Origin of the sequence: Vibrio sp. K4, from assembly GCF_051122595.1 — a bacterium.
Lineage (GTDB): Bacteria > Pseudomonadota > Gammaproteobacteria > Enterobacterales > Vibrionaceae > Vibrio > Vibrio owensii.
The window spans coordinates 1,643,469-1,662,452 of the sequence record NZ_CP178578.1 but is presented as its reverse complement, the minus strand read 5'-3'; the positions used below and the strand labels follow the sequence as shown (position 1 = coordinate 1,662,452).

Genomic DNA, 18,984 nt, shown 5'->3' with positions numbered 1-18,984 from the left:
AAATTTCGAGGAGTAACTATGACGAACAACATTGGCATCAAAAACAGCGACAACTCTTTATCTAACGGGCTACTGAAGCAGATCATCCGCTTGGGTTTCCCTGTCGCGATCCAGAGTGCGTTGGTGGCTATTCTCGCCTTGGCTGATGTTCTCATGGTTAGTGACTTTGGTAAAGAAGCAACCGCAGCTGTGGGAATTGCATCAAAATGGCATTTTGTCGCGATTATGATCATGGCAGGTTTAGCGTCCGCAAATGGTACGCTTGTGGCTCAATATTGGGGACGTGATGACGCAGTAAGCGCAAAAACCGTTACTGGTATAGCGATTCGATTTGGTTTAAAAGTCTTGATTCCTGTTACCCTGATAATCACAGTCGGTAGCGAACTGATCATGCGTCTACAAACCAACGATACGCAAGTCATCGAACTCGGCTCAACCTATCTTTGGTATGCGTTCCCTGTTCTGTTACTCACTCATATCATCATTGTTTTAGAAGCGAGCATGCGCTCTTCTGGTGACACCGTCACTCCTTTACTTATGGGCGCGCTGACGATTGTTCTCAATATCGCACTGAACTTCTGGCTCATCAAAGGTGGGTTCGGTGTACCTGCAATGGGTGTTGCGGGTGCGGCTTTGGCGACAACTATTTCTCGCCTGTTCCAAGTGCTAGCTATGGTTGGCTACATGCGTTGGCGTAAGCATTGGTTATTGGAAGTGAAAGAAGGTTCTGAGCGCCCTTCCTTATGGCTCTCTTACCGCCGCTTGGCGCTACCAATGACATTAGGTGCGCTACTTTGGGCGATCGGCACCATGGTGTATCAAATGATTTTTGGTCACATGGGCACGACGGAGCTTGCGGTATTCAGCATGTTAGGCCCGTTTGAGTCGCTATGTTATTCGATCTTCTTTGGTATATCGGTCGCGTGTTCAGTGATGATTGGGCAGTCGTTAGGGCGTGATGCTTTTGAACAAGCTCAGCACATGGCAAGCTTCTTCATTAAAGCGGTATTTGTGTTTGGTATTTCTATTGGTACGTTACTGCTACTAAACCGAGAATTAATCATCGCTGCTTTGAACTTAGACAACCCTGAGCTTTACCCACTTGCAGCGCCTGCGGTCGTGATCTTATGCAGCGCAATTTGGCTTCGCATGCTTAATATGATCATCATCAACGGTATTATTCGTGCGGGTGGCGATAACGTCTTTTGCTTACGCATGGACTTTATCGCGATGTGGATGACGGGCCTACCTTTGTGTGCAATTGCTGCGTTTGTATTAGGTTGGGAATTCAAATACGTTTATGCGCTTATGATCGCCGAAGAAGTCGTGAAATTGGCGTTGTGTTACCGCAGATACACACAAAAGTATTGGATTAAGAACTTAACGGTCGTGACAACTTCTTAATTCTTATGTTGACTAGGATTTCTTAGCCTCGCGCTCTGCACTCATCCGTTTGTGGCGATTCGACGCATTGGCAGCAGGTTTTTCAGGCACCTCGCGTTTCTCATGCATCAAGTGTCGAATTGCCAAGATTGGGTGTTTAAGCAACATTCTCGGCCCTGAATAACGCATCACTAAACGCATTTGCTCTTTAGGCTCTGGCTTGTAACAGTGAATCGGACATTTGTTGCAAGTCGGCTTGTCTTCTCCGTAAGGGCAACGATCAAGCCGTACTTCCGCGTATTCTAATAATTCGCGACATTCCGCGCACAACTCACCTTTGGTGCCGTGGTGGTCTTTACAGTAAACCTCCACCATCGCTTTAACGGTTTTAAATTCTGTGGCGAGTTTGCCTAATAAAATGTCGCTCATTCTTTCCTCAATCTAAAGCAGCTTTGGCTCAGAGACCTTAACAATAAGGCACTAACCGATAAGCTTTAGTTACCACTTATCGGGTCACAACGTCATGGTATAGAGTTGCAATGTACGGCCATTATCGTAAGTCTGCTCGACACGTTCAAACTGAAAACCCAATTTTTCTAGCAAACTTATACTACGAATATTGTCATTATTGGTGATGGCGACCAAGTTTTCTATTTTCATCTCATCCCGAGCAAAATCGACCACGACACTCGCCGCTTCTTTTGCGTAACCTTTGCCATAAGCGCTAGGTAGATAACCGTAACCAATATCAAACGCCGTTAATGTGTCGCGTTTAACCAAACCACAAATGCCTACAGGTTGTTTGTCATGATTGGTTTCTACCACCAGCAAGCTGACGCCCTTGAGTTCTTGCATCCTTAACATGTTGTCTTGAATGTAGCGTTTTGCTTCTTCCAAGGTGCGAATCTGCTTGTCACCGACGAAGCGATAAAAGTCAGGCTGATTGTAGAGTTCTAAAATAAACGGCGCATCTTCTACACTAACAAGACGAAGTGTCAGGCGTTCTGTAATAAGTGTTTTCATAAGGGATCCATTAGGCTTGTAACTTGGTGGAAAAATCACTATCCTGCCCCGCTAAATTAAAGGACCAACACCATGAACCGCAAGAAGAAAATCAATTCGATCTTAAAAGCGAAGTTGAAAAAACAAAATGCAAAGCTTCATAAGAGCAACAAGCCTCGCTATATCTCAAAAGCAGAGCGCGCGAAAATGGAAGCTGAAGAAAAAGCAGCCGAGCAAACTTCGCAAGTGAGTGAAGAAGCTCAAACAACTGACGAAGCATAAAAGAAAAGCCGCATAACGCGGCTTTTTTATTTTAACCAAGGTTAACTCGGCATTGAGTCGCCTGAAAATCTAACGCCTATCGTTTAAATTATCATCTAGACCAAAAAGCGCTCAAAACCACTGAAAATCTTTGCACCAAAATGGACCGCTGTAACCTTAGCTGACGACGATTCAAACATTCCTTCAACACCCTTTCAAACCACTATTAACACTGACACGGCTCAGCGTGAGTTATTCCCAATTATTGGACATTGCTGTTTCTTATAAAACGGAATGTGAACAAGGCTAAGTATTTTTTCCTTCAATACCGAAACAATAGAAGTCCCTGTTTCTAATAAGGAAATTAAACATGTTGTATCTTGAGTTTCTATTTTTGCTCGTGATGCTGTATATCGGCTCACGGTATGGCGGCATTGGTCTTGGTGTCGTTTCTGGTATTGGTTTGGTCATTGAGGTTTTCATCTTCAAGATGCCTCCAACGTCTCCACCAGTGACCGTAATGCTGATCATCCTCGCGGTGGTGACTTGTGCCTCCATTCTTGAAGCCGCAGGTGGCTTAAAATACATGTTGCAGGTGGCAGAACGCGTATTACGTAAGAATCCTAAACGCGTCACTCTTATTGCGCCGTTCGTGACTTACTTTATGACCTTCCTACTTGGTACTGGTCACGCGGTTTACTCTATCATGCCAATCATTGGCGACGTTGCACTTAAAAACGGCATTCGTCCTGAGCGTCCGATGGCTGCAGCATCGGTTGCTTCTCAAATCGCAATCACGGCGTCACCAATTTCAGCGGCAGTGGTTTACTACCTTGCGCAATTGTCTGATATCCAACACGAGATCACCCTACTTTCTATTTTGCTAGTTACCGTGCCAGCAACCTTGTTTGGTACCTTGTTGATGTCTCTATACAGCCTAAAACGCGGTAAAGAGTTAGAAGACGATGAAGAGTACCAAGAGCGTCTAAAAGATCCGGTCTGGCGTGACAAGATCTTAAACACAACTGCTACATCATTGGATGAAGTGCTACCGTCTAGTGCGCGTAACTCCGTTCTACTGTTCATCCTATCGATTCTTGTGATTGTCGTTATCGCGATGTGGCCAGAGGTTCGTACCATAGTTGAAGGTACAAAACCAATCAGTATGGCCGTTGTGATTCAAATGATGATGCTCTGCTTCGGCGGTATCATTTTGCTAGCGACGAAGACCGATCCTCGCGACGTACCAAATGGCGTAGTGTTCAAATCAGGTATGGTGGCCGCGATTGCTATCTTCGGTATTGCATGGATGTCAGATACCTACTTCCAATACGCTATGCCTCAATTTAAATCCGGCATCGTAGAGATGGTAACCAACTACCCTTGGACGTTCGCGCTTGCGCTATTCATCGTATCTGTAGTGGTGAACTCTCAAGCGGCGACAGCGCGTATGATGTTGCCAGTCGGTTTAGGTCTAGGTTTGGAGCCAGCACTGCTTATCGGCTTGATGCCAGCGGTTTACGGTTACTTTTTTATTCCAAACTACCCTTCAGATATCGCGACTGTGAACTTCGATACCTCAGGTACAACTAAGATTGGTAAGTGGTACTTCAACCACTCATTCATGTCTGTGGGTTTAATCGGCGTGATTGGTGCGTGTTGTTTGGGTTACCTACTAGGACAAATGATCATTCCTTCGTAAATCATCTAAATCAGAAATAAGGGGCGAGTCATTGTACGTTTGCGTACAGCCTGAAGTGACTCGCCCTTTCTTTTATCTGTTTCTAGCGCAAGCAAAACTTAAAGAAGAAAGTCGTCATCGACAGCAACAAAATGGTCCGCGCAATCAATCAAGGTTTGGGAAGTTAGCCTTGGTACGCCATAGACAGTAACTTTCTTGTTGAAGCGTTGCTGAATGCGTTCCACCAACAAACTGAAATCGCCATCGCCAGATACCAGAATCACTTCATCCACTTCCGGCGCAATCTCAATCGCATCTAGCGTGATACCCACATCCCAGTCGCCTTTCGCACTGCCGTCACGACGTTGAATGTAAGGTTTCAACATCACCTCAAATCCGACACCACGAAGAATATGGTGGAACTGACGCTGCTTAGGGTCGTTACTCGCAATAGCATAAGCTCGTGCGCTCACCACTCCTTTCCCTTGTGTCGCAACATACCAAAACTGGTTGTAATCAAAATTGCTGCGGTACGCTTCACGACAGGTGTAGTACACGTTTTGTACATCGACCAAGATTGCGATCTTTTGTTTGTTGCTATCCGAATTCATCTTCTTAATACGCTTTATTTGTTTGTCGCATACCCTATGCCACTTTGGCTCAAAGCACAATGAGCTAATTCCACTAAACTTATCGTATAACTTGATATTCGAGTTTCAAGGAGTGAAGCCATGAACAAGACGACCATTGCCCTGTTGCTTTCATGCCTCATATCAAGTGCTGCATTTGGATATCCAGCGCACTCTCAGTATTGGCCGCACCGCAGCGTGCTGTATTTCGCCCCTGCAAATGACGACCACGTTAAGCAGTTTTTGCTTGAAGCACTGATGAATGAATGTGAACTAGAAGACCGTGACGTTATTACGCTCGTTATTGCCGAAGACGGTTACACACAACCATCATGGCTAAAAGAAGAGTTTGATTTGAAAATGTTAGCCAAACTTTACGAAGTGAAACAAGGCCAACACACGGCGATACTATTAGGTAAAGATGGTGAAGAGAAACACCGCTGGGGAGCGAAGACCGATTGGCAGTTCATCAACAATCTGATTGATGAAATGCCAATGCGTAAAAGAGAGATGCAGCAGAAACGCAGTCCTTGCGCAATCTAATGCTTTAGAATAAGTCTTCGGTTACTTGCCGAACCAATCCAATTTGTTGTGCAGCTGTGTAACGCTACCAACTACAATCAATGCTGGGCTCACGGCTTGCTCTGCCATGCTCGATAGCTCGTTCAACTTTCCTTGGAACACGCGCTGCTCCGGGCGCGTACCGTTTTCAATAATGGCGCATGACATCTCAGGGTCTAAGCCGTGAGTGATCAGCTTATCCATAATGTGACCGCTTTGCTTCAAACCCATGTAGAACACAAGTGTGTTGTTGGATTGCGCCAGTGAATGCCACTCAATCTCACGACCATCTTTTTGTACGTGACCAGTGATGAATTGAACGCTTTGCGCATGGTCGCGGTGTGTCAATGGAATACCAGCGTAAGCCGTTGCACCCGCTGCTGCGGTGATGCCCGGAACCACTTCGTATTTGATACCAAATTCCGCGAGTTCTTCTAGCTCTTCACCACCACGGCCAAAGATAAATGAGTCACCGCCCTTCAGACGTACAACACGCTTACCTTCTTGTGCTTTCTGCACCAAAATTTGGTTGATTTGATCTTGAGGCACGCAGTGAAAGTCCAATTTTTTTCCTACGTAAATCATCTCTGCTGATGCATGAGCCAATTCAAGAATGTCTTTCGACACCAAACGGTCGTATACAACAACTTCAGCCGCTTGAATGGCTTTTAAGCCTTTTACTGTGAGCAAATCAGGATCACCTGGACCTGCACCAACAAGAGAAACAAAGCCGCTGTTTAAAGATGAGTGAGCAGTAGTCATATCAACGCCTATCGAAAAATTTAGATATAAAGAGTAACACTCGCGTTATGCACTTAGGGCTAAAACCACTCTAAGGAGTTATTACTTTTTATAGCTAAACCAATAAAATATGTCGCGAAAGTGAAAGTTAAAAATTGAAATCTAGTTAGAGAATAGTCCCGCCCATCCAGAAGCGGGACCATATTAAGCGAATTACCCGTTAATGGTTATTTAGCCATTGCAGGTTGTGCTTTTACTTCTTCTTCAGCATTGATAGAAGGCGCAGTTTTAGCGTGAGTTAGGTACAGTGGAATACAAGTCATTACTAGACCACCAACAATGTTACCTAGGATGGTTGGGATAAGGTTGAAGTTCAACCAAGTCGCGATACCAAAATCCGCACCTAGAATCATACCTAGTGGGAATAGGAACATGTTTACTACTGTGTGCTCGAATACTAATGCGAAGAAGATGAAGATTGGGAACCACATCATTGCTACGCGACCAGACACTGAACGTGCAGTCATGTTGCCGATAACGCCTAGACATACCATTAGGTTACAGAAGATGCCACGTACGAAACACGTGATCCATCCGTCCATACCCATGTTTTCAAAACCAAGGCTACGCGCGGTAGAAACAGCGACAAATTTCTTCGCTACTGCGTTAAGTTCTAGAGAGAAGTTACCTGTTAGTGAGATAGCCACAAGGTAAGCAACGATTAGAGAACCGATAAGGTTACCCAAGCCTACAAGCCCCCAACAACGGAAGATACGACCCCAAGTGATACCAGGACGGTTTGCAAACTTAGCCAGCGGCGCTAGACCAAAAACACCGGTTACTAGGTCGTAACCCATCACACTTAGAATCACGAAACCAACTGGGAAGACAAGTGCACCCACGATGCCAATACCGGTTTGAACCATAGTGGTAATAGCAACAACAACCGCTAGCGATAGGATGATACCCGCCATAGTACCGCGAAGTAACAAGTCGCGAGTGCTAGTGTTGGTTTTCGCTTCACCCACGTTGATCATGGTTTGAACGAATTCTGCAGGCTTATAATCAGTAGACATGAATGTGTCCTTATTCAAAAGTGAAAGTTAAAAATTAAAGATTGAATAGAGAAAGGCTTGCCGCTGAGTAACACCTAGCTTCCCTGTCCCCGCAGATGAACCACGGAAAGCCTTTACCTATTAAATCTAGATTTCAGTTCATTCCCTCCCCCTTAGAGGAGGGAATGGAAACCAAGCTTATGCAGAAATTTCTACTTCGCCGTTGGTTACGCGCGTTTTGTACGCTTTCACGCTAAAACGCTCGTCTTCCATGCACGCACCTGTTGTCAGGTTAAAGCGCTGCTTCTTAAGTGGGCTTGCCACCCAAAGCTCGCCTTGGTGCTCACAAATCAAACCGCGAGAAAGTACGTTTGATTGGAAGAACGGGTCAGTGTTGCTGATCGCCAGCACTTCTTCTGCTTGTGTTGGGCGGAATACCGCAACTTGCTGACCATCAACCAGTGCACAAACACCCGTGCCCGGTACGATGTCGCTGATTTGGCAAATCTTTTCAAATGACATAATCAACCTTCCCTTATGCTTCAGTGATCGCTACGTGTAGGATGTCGCCTTTCGCTTCAGGGTGTTTTTCCGTGAAGGTTGCTGGGCGGTGCTGCTCACGCTCTTGTACAAACACAACGTTGTCATCGCGCTTATCAGAGTTGATGAAGTGCGCGAAACGAGTCAGTTGTGATTCGTCGTTGATGGTCGCAGTCCACTCACACTCGTACTCGTCTACAAGCTTCGCTACGTCTGCTTCTAGTTGAGCGTTGATGCCAAGTTTGTCGTTAACAATCACTTCGCGTAGGTAGTCAACGCCACCTTCCATGTTTTCCATCCAAACTGATGTGCGTTGTAGTGGCGCAGCAGTACGGATGTAGAACATCATGAAGCGGTCGATGTACTTGATTAGCGTTTCTTTATCTAGATCGCTTGCTAGTAGGTCTGCGTGACGAGGTTTCATACCGCCGTTACCACATACGTACATGTTCCAACCTGCGTCAGTCGCGATAATGCCAAGGTCTTTACCTTGTGCTTCCGCACACTCACGAGTACAGCCAGAAACACCGAACTTCATCTTATGAGGTGTACGAATGCCTTTGTAACGGTTCTCGATGTAAGAACCTAGACCAACAGAATCTTGAACACCGTAACGACACCAAGTAGAGCCCACACATGTCTTCGCCATACGAAGTGCTTTTGCGTACGCTTGACCTGTTTCGAAACCAGCGTCGATAAGCTTGCGCCAGATCTCTGGAAGATCGTCTTTTTGAGCACCAAACAGACCAATACGTTGAGCACCGGTTACTTTGGTGTATAAGTTGTATTCTGCAGCAACGTTCGCTAGCGCACCCAATGCTTGAGGTGTTACTTCACCACCCGCCATACGTGGGATAACAGAGTAAGTACCGTCTTTTTGGATGTTACCTAGGAAGTTGTCGTTCGTGTCGTGCAGCTTAACCAGTTGTGGCTTAAGAATGTGCTCACCCCAGCAAGAAGCCAAGATAGAACCAGCCAGTGGTTTACAAACTTCACAGCCGTAACCTTTACCGTATTTCTCTAGAAGCTCATCAAACGTTTTGATCTCTTCAATGCGGATTAGGTGGAACAACTCTTGGCGTGAGTATGCAAAGTGCTCACACACGTCGTTCTTCACTTCGATACCAGATTTAGCAAGCTCAGCATTTAGAACAGACGTCACTAGAGGAATACAACCACCACAGCCTGTACCTGCGCCAGTCACTGCTTTGATGTCGCCCAATGTGTGGTGACCATCAGCAACCGCTTGTGCGATCTTGCCTTTTGTCACGTCGAAACATGAACAGATCACTGCGCTTTCTGGTAGAGCGTCTGCACCTAGTGCTGGTTTCTCAGCGCCTGCGTGTGCAGGAAGGATCAACGCATCTGGGTGTTCTGGCAGGTCGATTTCGTTCAACATAAGTTGAAGCAGGTCGCCGTAGTCAGAGGTGTCACCAACCATAACCGCGCCAAGCAGTTTCTTGTTGTCTTCAGAAACGATAAGACGTTTGTAAACTTCTTGCTCTTCGTTTTGGTAAACGTAACTCTTACAGCCTTCAGTACGACCGTTCGCGTCACCGATAGAGCCTACTTTCACGCCAAGAAGTTTCAGCTTCGCAGACATGTCAGCGCCTTCGAATTTGCTTTCTGTGTTACCTAGTAGGTGATCAACAGCAACTGTCGCCATCTTGTAGCCAGGAGCAACAAGGCCGTAGAACATTTCGTTCCAAGACGCACACTCACCAATCGCGTAGATGTTCTCATCAGAAGTCTGACAATGGTCGTTGATAGCAACACCGCCACGAGGTGCCACTTCTAGCTCCATTTGGCGTGCTAGTTTGTCTTGTGGACGAATACCAGCAGAGAATACGATGAAGTCTGTTTCTAACTCTGAACCGTCAGCAAAACGCATAACGTTGCGTGCGTTTGTGCCTTCTGCCGCAATCTCAAGCGTGTTTTTGCTGGTGTGAACGTTCACACCCATACGCTCGATCTTTTGACGAAGTTGGTTACCACCAGCAAGGTCAAGTTGCTCAGCCATTAGCTTTGGTGCGAACTCAACAACGTGTGTTTCTACACCTAGTGCTTTCAATGCGCCCGCAGCTTCAAGACCTAGCAAACCACCACCGACAACAACGCCTGATTTGCTCTTCTTCGCACACGCTTCGATCGCTTTAAGATCTTCGATAGTACGGTAAACAAAACAGTCTTTGCTTTCGTGACCTTTGATAGGTGGAACAAATGGGAATGAGCCAGTAGCAAGAATCAGCTTGTCGTATTGAATTTCGCGACCAGTGCTTGAGTAAACAATGCGGTTTTCACGGTTAATGTTAATCGCGCGTTCGCCGATCAGCATGTTAATACCGTGTTTCTCGTAGAAGCCTTCTTTCACTAAAGAAAGTTCATCTGCAGTATGGTGAGAAAAGTAAGAGGAAAGGTGCACACGGTCGTATGCGACACGAGGTTCTTCACAGAAAACCGTAATGTCCATATTAGACATATCAGCTTTCTCGACTAAGTCTTCAATGTAACGGTGGCCTACCATACCGTTACCGATGACTACTAGCTTCAACTTGCTCATTGTACTTCCTAAGGGTTAGGTTCTTATCACTGAGCGCATTGTTAATTGTGAAAGAAAATTAATACATGATGTAAATCAATTACGGAATTAAACTACCCTAAAGGGGTAGGAGCAGTTTTTAAACAGCGTTTAAACCTTTGCTTTCGTAATTTAAACAAAATTCATGTAATCCAGCCGAAATGAACTCAACATATTTGTCACATTTCTTCATAACAAAGAAAAAGCAAGCGACTAACCGCTTGCTTTTTAATCACATTTGAGTGGATTTTATAGGGTCACGTTAAATAATACCGCGTGATGTCCCTACTCTACGCCCTTCTTCCATCTCCCATTGAATGCCGTATTTGTCTATCCAATAGAAAAAGGTGATCGGGAAGCCATTCAATTTTTCCGGGTGGTAACTTTTGGATTCATCAATCATAGTGACCCCCTCTTGTTGTTTTAAGTATCGAAATACCTCACCACAGTTGGAAACTTCGAGTGCAATATGACGAGGACCACCAAGATCATAGGTTCTTGGTTGTGGCGGTATAGCCGTCGCACCAACAGGCGAATGGTATTTCATCAGCTCAAGATAAACCGATGCATACGGATGCTTCACAAACAGCACGTCAACGACGACGTCTTGTCCAGCTAAACCCGCATCTTGGTTAAACTCCGCCATACTCACACCGCGGTAATCCATCTTTTGCCCCTGAGCATCAAGTGCGCGTTCAAAACCGAGTACTCGCTGATAGTAATCAGCCGCCGTATCAACATCGTCGACAATGACGTTTATATGAGATAAACCAAGTACAAATGCGCCAATATCACGCTCTGCTAAACGCTTAAGCATTTCCGGTTCGGCATCTGGTGATACTTCAACCACATAGTCGACCTCTCGTCCCTGCTCTATCGATTCGTTGCAAACCAGATAAGCTTTCCCTTTGTGTTTGTCCGTATCACTTGCTGCGATCTCCACCTTGGACTTCCAAGCGTGAGAAACAAACCACTCAGGATTCACCACGTAGGCCGCGGCCACCATATCAAAAGGAATAAACCCATCTTTAGAACCAAACACCACTTCCCACTCGGTACACCATGCAATGGAATGTGACTCTAAGAAGTGACTAAGACTACTGCCATGGCTCATCTTGTGAAGTTCTTTAAAATCGACCCAAACTTGAGCACAGGCTTCAAAAGGGACTAAAGTCACCGGAACATCGCTATCAAGGAGTACTTGAAATGCAGCTTGGTCCACCTCAAAGTTCAGATCACGAAACGGCCTTGGCTGACGCTTTCCAGCAACAAAATGCTGCTCAGTGTTTCGCCTGCCTGCAACGCATACCACCTTTTCAATGTTTTTGGCCTGTTCAGGAAAATGTCGAATCAATAAGGCGATGTTAGTCAGAGCACCGATAGCAAGAATAGTCAAAGGCTCTTGCTCAAGTTGAGCAGCAAGGTCTTTCACCGCTGGCGGAATATCTTTGGCAGAATCAAAGTAAGTGGCGCTTCCTTGAGAAACGCTGAGGTAAGTTGGACCAAACTGGCTAATAAAAGAGCGAGCGATGTCCGTAGTAACTTTAATGTCATCACAATTGCCAAGTGTTGAACTCACGCCAACGATGTCGACTTCTTGGCTTCTGAGCAATAACCCCAGCGCGTAGCCATCGTCAACATCACACAGCTTAAACCGGTCGTGATGGCCTATGGTGATGTCGGTATCAACCCAGACGCGTGTTTGTGGGCGACAGGTATGCTTATCCTCTCCGATGTTGTGCATCGAGACTCCTTTCTCTTCTTTGGTCTTAAATGGCCGAGTGGCCGAATTAAATGCAATGAAACTAAAAACTACAGCGTGATGGGTTCCGCCATAATGACAACGTTTCGTCCTTTATCTTTTGCTGCGTATAGGTTCCTATCGGCAACTTCAAAGGCCTGCTCAAGTGCCTTCTCGCAGTCGTTCAAGTTAGGATGAGACGCGGCGCGGGTTAATGGAACCGCTCCAACCGAAATCGTTACGACTTCAGAAGGTAGGTTTTTGATGTGTGGTATGGCGAGGGTTTCGACCGCTTGTCTTAAGTGTTCAACTTTGGAGTTCAACACCTCTAACGTATTGCCATAGACAAGCAAAGCAAACTCTTCGCCGCCTAAACGAAACGAGGGCTGGTCTTTACCTAAATGAGAACGGAAGACTTCCGCAACATCACATAAGGCGTTGTCCCCTTCAGTGTGCCCGTAAGTATCATTAAACTTTTTGAAATTATCGATATCACACAAGACGAAACAGGCGTACTTCATGTTGCTCAGGGTCTCATGAACAAAGACAGGCGCACTGCGCTTGTACAAATAGCGCGAGCCGATTCCGGTCAACGTATCGGTATCTGTCTGTTGACGAAGCACTCTTAGTTGGTTCTTGATTTTGGTGATTAAACTTGAGTATGAACGAGCGAGTTCGCCGATTTCATCCGAGCGTTTGATCTCCGGAATGTGTGATTGATCGATCTTCTCAATGTCTTTTTTCATTGATTGAGACAAGCGTTTAAGCGGGCTCACAATCCACATTGTCACCATGTAGATCAACACCATTGAAATAAGCGCGGCAATCAAGGCTTCGTTGATCAGCTCTTTAATCAAAGTAACCTTAATAGTATCGAGGTCACTTGCATCTAGCACTGCCCAAATGTAGCCGCCATTAATATTGCGTAGCGGTAAACAGACGTGAAGTACCGACAGTGTCGAATCGTAGTAAAAATCCGTTTGGCGCAGATAGTCCTTATTCCAAGGTAGTTCAGTATTGCGATTGAGTAACTGACTCGCTTGCAACGCCTCTAAATCAACGCTGGTCTTGTTTATCAAATATTGCAGCTTATTACGCTTGATCTCATCTTTTTCCGGCGTCATGGACAACATTCGAACTAAGTTGCCCTTTTGGTCTTTCAAGATATTGACTTCAAGGTCGCTCACATCGATACGCCACACCTGATTGGACTCCGCCAAGTAACGGACAGCAACTGTCTGGGTTTTGTAATCGGAAACGCCGGAAATTTCGATAAAGAGCAGATCGTCTATCGCACTCAAATTGGCCTTAGTCGATGGCATCATTAAGTTAGCGTAATTGCGACCCGCAATCGATCCAGAAAGGAAAGTCATTTGAGAAGAGAGATGAGTTTTCGCCATGGTGGCGGCATGCTCAATACGCATGTTCCATTCGCTTTGAAAACGCGTGAAAGACAGACCTAGAATGATGGACAGAACCAACACCAAATGCGAAACAAATAGCATCTGGTTAATCGTCAACCAGCCGAAAACTCGATTACTCACAATAAACTACTGCTTATCTTTATAAACGCCTAAAACTGGCTCTGCACACGTACCATTAATACAAATGTCTTGATACGTAGTGTGGCAACTTTGGCAAAATGAAGGCTCTAATGAGGGATGTGTGTGGCTAATATCTTTGCCTTGACGATCGTAACTTCCATAAATCGCCATACCACCGACGTGTTCTGTTACCCAAACAATGCCATCGACCTCAGAAATAGCGACAGCGGTAGGACCATCTGTGTATGGACCATGGGTCTTGTACTGTTCAATCTTTTTCGGATTCACACGGATCGTAAGTGGTGATCCTTGTCCGTTATTAATCCAACTGTAAGCACGAACAGATTCTTGAATAAACAATGAGGTGTCTGGAGGCAGAATCGTGTCTGCAGGTAGGTTTTGTGACTCTTTAACAACTGGCCATTCCTGCCACCCTTCCGGATAGCTAGCCATAGACGCGGCAAAAGCAGTAAATGACGTAGCACCCAACAGTAAGGCTACGAATCGCCTGCTTAAATGACATAACACGTGTACTTCTCCCTAAAACAAAATGGGCTCATCCTGAGCTAAAATCAAAATGTTATATATTAACAAAACGTTATATATGATGTTATCAATTAGATTCTAGTAATGCACTCAGTTTATAATTAACAACATTCTGTTAATAGAGTTGAATGTGCATTTTGGGAACTAACGAGAGTGATGAGAAGTGTAAAATGAGGCTTATGTCGAATTTACGTCGGTAAATAGCGATGAAATGCAATTATTTATGAAATTTGAAGAAGTTAGTTTTGCTGAAGTTCTTGAATGGTCAGAGGTCTGAATTGAAGCTTCTGGTTTGATTTAGGAACAAAGATGTTTGAGTTACGAGGAAAGATAATGGAGGCGCCTCCCGGAATCGAACCGAGGTCCACGGATTTGCAATCCGCTGCATAGCCACTCTGCCAAGGCGCCATTTTGTTGCTTCTAAGATGAAACATTGAGGTTTTCGTAAGGGATTGCCCTTTCGATGGTCGTTGTGAAAGATTCTATTTAAACTTGCCAGAAGCTAAATCAGCTTCAAATCATTTAAATAATCACACCAACCTAATCGCACATTCGATAATGAGATGCGATGGTACTCACTCTATCGAATGGAGGCGCCTCCCGGAGTCGAACCGAGGTCCACGGATTTGCAATCCGCTGCATAGCCACTCTGCCAAGGCGCCTCAACTGGAGCGACACACGAGGTTCGAACTCGTGACCTCAACCTTGGCAAGGTTGCGCTCTACCAACTGAGCTAGTGTCGCATAATTTGAGATGGTGCCCCGGGCCGGAATTGATGGTCCGACACTCGGCCGGTCAACTCGACGGCGGGATATTAAATTCACCCACTCAATTTTCGGATGGTGCCCCGGGCCGGACTTGAACCGGCACAACGCGAACGTCGAGGGATTTTAAATCCCTTGTGTCTACCAATTCCACCACCAGGGCAACGCAATCAATGCGATGGTAACACCACCTGCTCTAACGACCTTCGCCGTGAGAACGAGGCGTACTTTAACGGATTAAGATTCTAGGTCAACAACAAATTTTATCTTTTTTATTCATGCGGTTAAAAAGCAGACTCAGACGAGCACTCTTCAATCAATTCGATCAATCCCTAAACACATCAAACCATTCCAACCCTGCTCTTCACCTGCTGTTACTCAATCATCGCTTTTCTTTCTAGTTAATGTCAGAAAGATTAAAAAGAGAAATCTATCAACAACTTTATAAATTACTCCCGCAAGCAATCTCATTTATAGGAATTAAAATTATCATTATTGTACTCCGGTAACACTTCACTGATCGGATGTGTTGATCGTTATTATTCATCCCGTTAATCATACCTTTCGAGCAAAAGTGATTTTGATGTTTGTATTTTGCTTATTACCACTTCGCTATTTTTGGCGAAACTAAACATTCAAAGGTTGATAACATCATGAATAAAATGACAAAACTAGCCGCACTCGCAGTAGCAATGGCTTTACCTACCGCTTCCAATGCAGCTATTGGTGATTACAAAGTGGTCCTCATCCACGGATTCCAAGCCGATCAACTGCAAACTAAACCAGCGCCATCGCAAGTTGAAACAGAAGGTGCGGATTATTGGAAAGACTATTGGATGCAGTATGCCGATGCTCGCATTGATTGGCCCTCTCATGAAAGAGTTGAAGGAAAAATAGCCAGTGATTATGTATGGCCGAAGCTGCAAGAGCTCTCAAGAAACGGGACTTGCCAGCCGGGTTGCGTGTTGGTAACCCACTCAACTGGCGACTTAGTTGCAAGACATCTGCTCGATAACCAAGAAAACTGGTTAACTAACGCAGGCCTATCTCCACTCAACATTGTCGCGACTTTCGACTTTGCAGGTGCTGGTGGTGGATCAGAGCTGGGCGATATCGTTATTAACATCACTGAAGGTGGTGGCTGGACAAACAGTGCAATGCGTTATGCGATTTCACTCTGGCTTGGCGATATGCCATCAAAAAACAACACCGGTGTATTGAATGATCTAAAAGTGTCAAACGCTCGCCAAATAGCGATGTTACCAGACCACCGTATCCCTCGAATTCGTTTTGTTGGTAACGGCAGCGACTACCTAAAAGCGACCGCAAGCTTCTTGCCCGGAAAAGACGATGGTGTTGTAGCGGCGCATTCATCATGTGGCGCTTCAAGCTCAGGCAGTTTCGATAGCTGTTCTACTAGTCTTGCTATGGACGGAAAAATGGCTTCTCAAAGCAAGGGAGTGGCTAGCTTTATGCCAAACCACTACCCGTTCATCATGGGTAACGGTTATAGCCACAGCGAGGTCATTGGGTCGAAACACAAAGGTAAAGTCACCTCCAGTAATACGTCGATTGCCTTAGCGGATGGAAAATCGGTAAGCGTTGACAGCTACCAAGAGAACGGATGGTTTGGAAATAAATACATATACGTACAAGGTTCTCAAAATGACACCATGTCGGAAATCGCTGTCGGCCTGTAAAGCGTCGTAATAAGCAAACCAACGAGCCAAGTTTCATGCTTGGCTCTTCTCACACAAAGTACGATGCAAGAGATGGATTATGAGTAACAAAAAGCCAATCGCCATTGCGGCTTTCGTTTTGATTGGGGCTACGGCGTTGTTTCTATCGCAACAAGATCAAGACGATGACTCCGCGAAGCAACAACCAGCCCAGCAGAATCAAACAGCCGCTTTGCGCAAGCCAACACCGAGCGAAACCATCACTATGGAGGGCGCGCCATTACCTCCCAAACAAGAGAGTGTCGATGTGATTGAAGATATGACTTCTTCTCATGACTTATCTTTGATTGCAGAACGTCACGAAGAGGTCTTACAGTATCCAGCCTACTCTACTCCCATTACAGATAAGAACAGCCCGTATCTCGACTGGAATCATTTTGAAGAGGTCCCTGTTCCAGTGTTGAATGGAGAAGCCAAAGCAGCATTAAGCTTGGACAAATATCGTCATTTTTATCCAGACAAGATTGATGTTCGCTTAAAATCATCGGCAAACTACGTGACAGCGTCACTCGAAATTATTGACGTAGAAAGCCAGCAAACCCTTACCACTCTCCCTGTTCAAGAGAATGGTTGGCAAATAACACCAGAAGCAAACTGGCCACAAGAATTAAGATTGGTGGCACGCATCAGCTTTGAGCAAGGTGAAGATGTCATCAGTGCGGATTTACGCCTTTACCACTCTGTAGCCAGTATTATCAATGTAGACCAAGCGTCTTCGAATAATTCCGATATGGTGATTCCTATTACAGTTCAAGTGGACAGAGCGGGTATCTATCGAGTTCGTGGCAGTTTATATCAATCAAGCGGCTCGGCAGTTGCCTCTTTAGTACAAAAGAAACAACTGGCTGAAGGAGAACAAACCGTGGAGCTAAAAGCGTTCCACAATGTCTTACCCAATGGAAGAGCCGAGTATGAACTTCGTGACATCATGATAGAACGCATGTCTGGTTTCCCAGGTGAAAAAGCACAGTATGGCCAAAGTAAAGCAGAGTCTTATCCTATTGGATCATTTGATTCGAATACCCTATCCGATGAACCTTATGAAATGAGCGATAAAGAAAAGCAACAGCTTGAATTTCTTCACCAAGCCGCCAACTAGCCGGAATAATTGCTGGCTGAGGCAGGTAGAACTGGTCGTCACCTCCTAAAATTAAACCATGTTTGATGTAGGAGGATGGCGATGAAGCTTCTCAACAAGAAGGTTGCGGACTTTAAATTGAGTCCAGATTCGGATCTGAGCTTTCTTTTACCCCGTCATCTAATGCATGAATTCGACTACGCAAGAACGCTTGAACAAGGCGTAATTACCGAAACGGAACCTGAGTTTAACCATCAATATCGAGTCACTTTACGGCGCATTCGCTCTCTACTACTGCTTCTTAAGGCTAATTTCTGCCCCTTTGAATTCAAACTGCTCAAGCCCCACTTAAAGTTACTCATGAAGCAGACCAACACATTACGCGACTTAGATGTGTTTCTCATCGATAGAGAGCATTACTTAAATCGATCACCGGAATACCAAGATAAATTAGCGTCGGTTTTTGACGTGATTGAAACGCAACAAATCGAAGCACTCAAATCTGTTAGGCAATGGCTCGCCTCTGATTGCTATCTCAAAACCTGCGTCATGATTGAAAACAGCCTTCGCCGAGCATCTCAATATGAGGTGGACAATGTCGAATCCATTGTTGTTTGTTCGAACAAAAGGATCCGCCACCACTACAAGCTGGTAAGCAATGCATGTAAAGGCTTGAACAGAAAAAGCAACGATGGTGAAGTTCATCAATTCAGGATTGAATGCAAGAAGCTCCGTTACTTGCTTGAATACTTTGCTCCTTTGTATGTTCCTCACCAAGGCCACCTTGGAATACAGCACAGAGCGAATGTAAAACAGTTGAAGCAACTTCAAGACCGCCTCGGCGCGTTTAACGATACTTCCAATCAGCTCGACTTCTTTCGTAAGCAACAAAACGATAAGCAATTCACCAAGCCACAGCGTAAGGCGATTGGTCAGCTATTAACATTGGTAGAAAAAGACCATCAATCCGCCAAGCTGGCGATTTTCGCTGACTTAAAAAACTTCAAACGTGAGATAAAGAGAAGCGATGCTCTCACCATTTATGCTTAGTTTATGCCCAAGCCATAAAAATAAACGCTATAGGCTGAGCTGTTTATTTTGCCTTTCCATACAGGTTCATGTTCTTTTCATATTTGACGTC

At 45.2% G+C, this 18,984-nt stretch carries 17 protein-coding genes and 4 tRNA genes; 7 read left to right on the top strand and 14 right to left on the bottom strand.

Annotated features, from left to right (window positions below; translation table 11 throughout):
• The first annotated feature begins 18 nt into the window (after nt 1–18).
• The gene (locus ACLIIY_RS24900; RefSeq protein WP_434528716.1) at nt 19–1,404 is read left to right on the top strand and encodes an MATE family efflux transporter; all 1,386 of its coding nucleotides are present in this window, start codon (nt 19–21) and stop codon (nt 1,402–1,404) included.
• Between the two features lie 12 nt (nt 1,405–1,416).
• Here the strand turns inward: ACLIIY_RS24900 and ACLIIY_RS24895 are convergent, their stop codons facing one another.
• The gene (locus ACLIIY_RS24895) at nt 1,417–1,812 is read right to left on the bottom strand and encodes a nitrous oxide-stimulated promoter family protein (protein ID WP_020196846.1); all 396 of its coding nucleotides are present in this window, start codon (nt 1,810–1,812) and stop codon (nt 1,417–1,419) included.
• An 84-nt stretch (nt 1,813–1,896) separates the two neighbouring features.
• A complete protein-coding gene (locus ACLIIY_RS24890) occupies nt 1,897–2,406 on the bottom strand; it encodes a GNAT family N-acetyltransferase (RefSeq protein ID WP_434528715.1) in 510 nt (169 codons plus the stop codon).
• Between the two features lie 72 nt (nt 2,407–2,478).
• Here ACLIIY_RS24890 and ACLIIY_RS24885 point away from each other — a divergent pair, with 72 nt between their 5' ends.
• Nucleotides 2,479–2,667, top strand: coding sequence for a DUF2986 domain-containing protein (locus tag ACLIIY_RS24885; RefSeq protein WP_020196844.1), 189 nt, complete (start codon nt 2,479–2,481; stop codon nt 2,665–2,667).
• A 349-nt stretch (nt 2,668–3,016) separates the two neighbouring features.
• Nucleotides 3,017–4,348, top strand: a complete 1,332-nt coding sequence (locus ACLIIY_RS24880; RefSeq protein ID WP_005440973.1) for an anaerobic C4-dicarboxylate transporter — start codon at nt 3,017–3,019, stop codon at nt 4,346–4,348.
• Nucleotides 4,349–4,446: 98 nt separating this feature from the next.
• On the opposite strand, the gene ACLIIY_RS24875 is transcribed toward ACLIIY_RS24880, so the two are convergent.
• Complete coding sequence (locus ACLIIY_RS24875) at nt 4,447–4,938, bottom strand: NYN domain-containing protein (RefSeq protein ID WP_434528714.1); 492 nt, start codon at nt 4,936–4,938, stop codon at nt 4,447–4,449.
• Between the two features lie 120 nt (nt 4,939–5,058).
• On the opposite strand from ACLIIY_RS24875, the gene ACLIIY_RS24870 reads away from it, so the two are divergent.
• Nucleotides 5,059–5,499, top strand: coding sequence for a DUF4174 domain-containing protein (locus tag ACLIIY_RS24870; RefSeq protein WP_005440978.1), 441 nt, complete (start codon nt 5,059–5,061; stop codon nt 5,497–5,499).
• 21 nt (nt 5,500–5,520) lie between these two features.
• Here the strand turns inward: ACLIIY_RS24870 and cobA are convergent, their stop codons facing one another.
• The 11 genes from cobA to ACLIIY_RS24815 form a co-directional block, all read right to left on the bottom strand.
• Nucleotides 5,521–6,279 carry a uroporphyrinogen-III C-methyltransferase gene (gene cobA, locus ACLIIY_RS24865; RefSeq protein WP_005440981.1) on the bottom strand — a complete coding sequence of 253 codons (759 nt, stop codon included), beginning with the start codon at nt 6,277–6,279 and terminating at the stop codon, nt 5,521–5,523.
• Nucleotides 6,280–6,485: 206 nt separating this feature from the next.
• Complete coding sequence (locus tag ACLIIY_RS24860; RefSeq protein ID WP_005427050.1) at nt 6,486–7,334, bottom strand: formate/nitrite transporter family protein; 849 nt, start codon at nt 7,332–7,334, stop codon at nt 6,486–6,488.
• A 177-nt stretch (nt 7,335–7,511) separates the two neighbouring features.
• Nucleotides 7,512–7,835, bottom strand: a complete 324-nt coding sequence (nirD, locus tag ACLIIY_RS24855; protein WP_005387969.1) for a nitrite reductase small subunit NirD — start codon at nt 7,833–7,835, stop codon at nt 7,512–7,514.
• A gap of 13 nt (nt 7,836–7,848) precedes the next feature.
• Nucleotides 7,849–10,413, bottom strand: a complete 2,565-nt coding sequence (gene nirB / locus ACLIIY_RS24850) for a nitrite reductase large subunit NirB (protein WP_434528713.1) — start codon at nt 10,411–10,413, stop codon at nt 7,849–7,851.
• A 280-nt stretch (nt 10,414–10,693) separates the two neighbouring features.
• Nucleotides 10,694–12,175 (bottom strand): nucleoside hydrolase, encoded by a 1,482-nt coding sequence (locus ACLIIY_RS24845; protein WP_434528712.1) that lies wholly within the window; start codon nt 12,173–12,175, stop codon nt 10,694–10,696.
• A gap of 68 nt (nt 12,176–12,243) precedes the next feature.
• A complete protein-coding gene (locus ACLIIY_RS24840; protein ID WP_434529523.1) occupies nt 12,244–13,596 on the bottom strand; it encodes a sensor domain-containing diguanylate cyclase in 1,353 nt (450 codons plus the stop codon).
• A gap of 126 nt (nt 13,597–13,722) precedes the next feature.
• Complete coding sequence (locus ACLIIY_RS24835; RefSeq protein WP_434529522.1) at nt 13,723–14,169, bottom strand: hypothetical protein; 447 nt, start codon at nt 14,167–14,169, stop codon at nt 13,723–13,725.
• A gap of 427 nt (nt 14,170–14,596) precedes the next feature.
• Nucleotides 14,597–14,670: transfer RNA gene (locus tag ACLIIY_RS24830), tRNA-Cys, on the bottom strand.
• 180 nt (nt 14,671–14,850) lie between these two features.
• Nucleotides 14,851–14,924 (bottom strand) — tRNA-Cys (locus ACLIIY_RS24825).
• A 5-nt stretch (nt 14,925–14,929) separates the two neighbouring features.
• Nucleotides 14,930–15,005, bottom strand: a tRNA-Gly gene (locus tag ACLIIY_RS24820).
• A 97-nt stretch (nt 15,006–15,102) separates the two neighbouring features.
• A tRNA-Leu gene (locus tag ACLIIY_RS24815) sits at nt 15,103–15,189 on the bottom strand.
• A gap of 490 nt (nt 15,190–15,679) precedes the next feature.
• On the opposite strand from ACLIIY_RS24815, the gene ACLIIY_RS24810 reads away from it, so the two are divergent.
• From ACLIIY_RS24810 to ACLIIY_RS24800, 3 genes are all read left to right on the top strand, one after another.
• Nucleotides 15,680–16,726, top strand: coding sequence for a hypothetical protein (locus ACLIIY_RS24810; protein WP_041054347.1), 1,047 nt, complete (start codon nt 15,680–15,682; stop codon nt 16,724–16,726).
• A 79-nt stretch (nt 16,727–16,805) separates the two neighbouring features.
• Nucleotides 16,806–17,864: a hypothetical protein gene (locus tag ACLIIY_RS24805; RefSeq protein WP_434528711.1), complete on the top strand. Its 1,059-nt coding sequence runs from the start codon at nt 16,806–16,808 to the stop codon at nt 17,862–17,864.
• Between the two features lie 81 nt (nt 17,865–17,945).
• The gene (locus ACLIIY_RS24800; protein WP_434528710.1) at nt 17,946–18,893 is read left to right on the top strand and encodes a CHAD domain-containing protein; all 948 of its coding nucleotides are present in this window, start codon (nt 17,946–17,948) and stop codon (nt 18,891–18,893) included.
• Nucleotides 18,894–18,984: the final 91 nt, after the last annotated feature.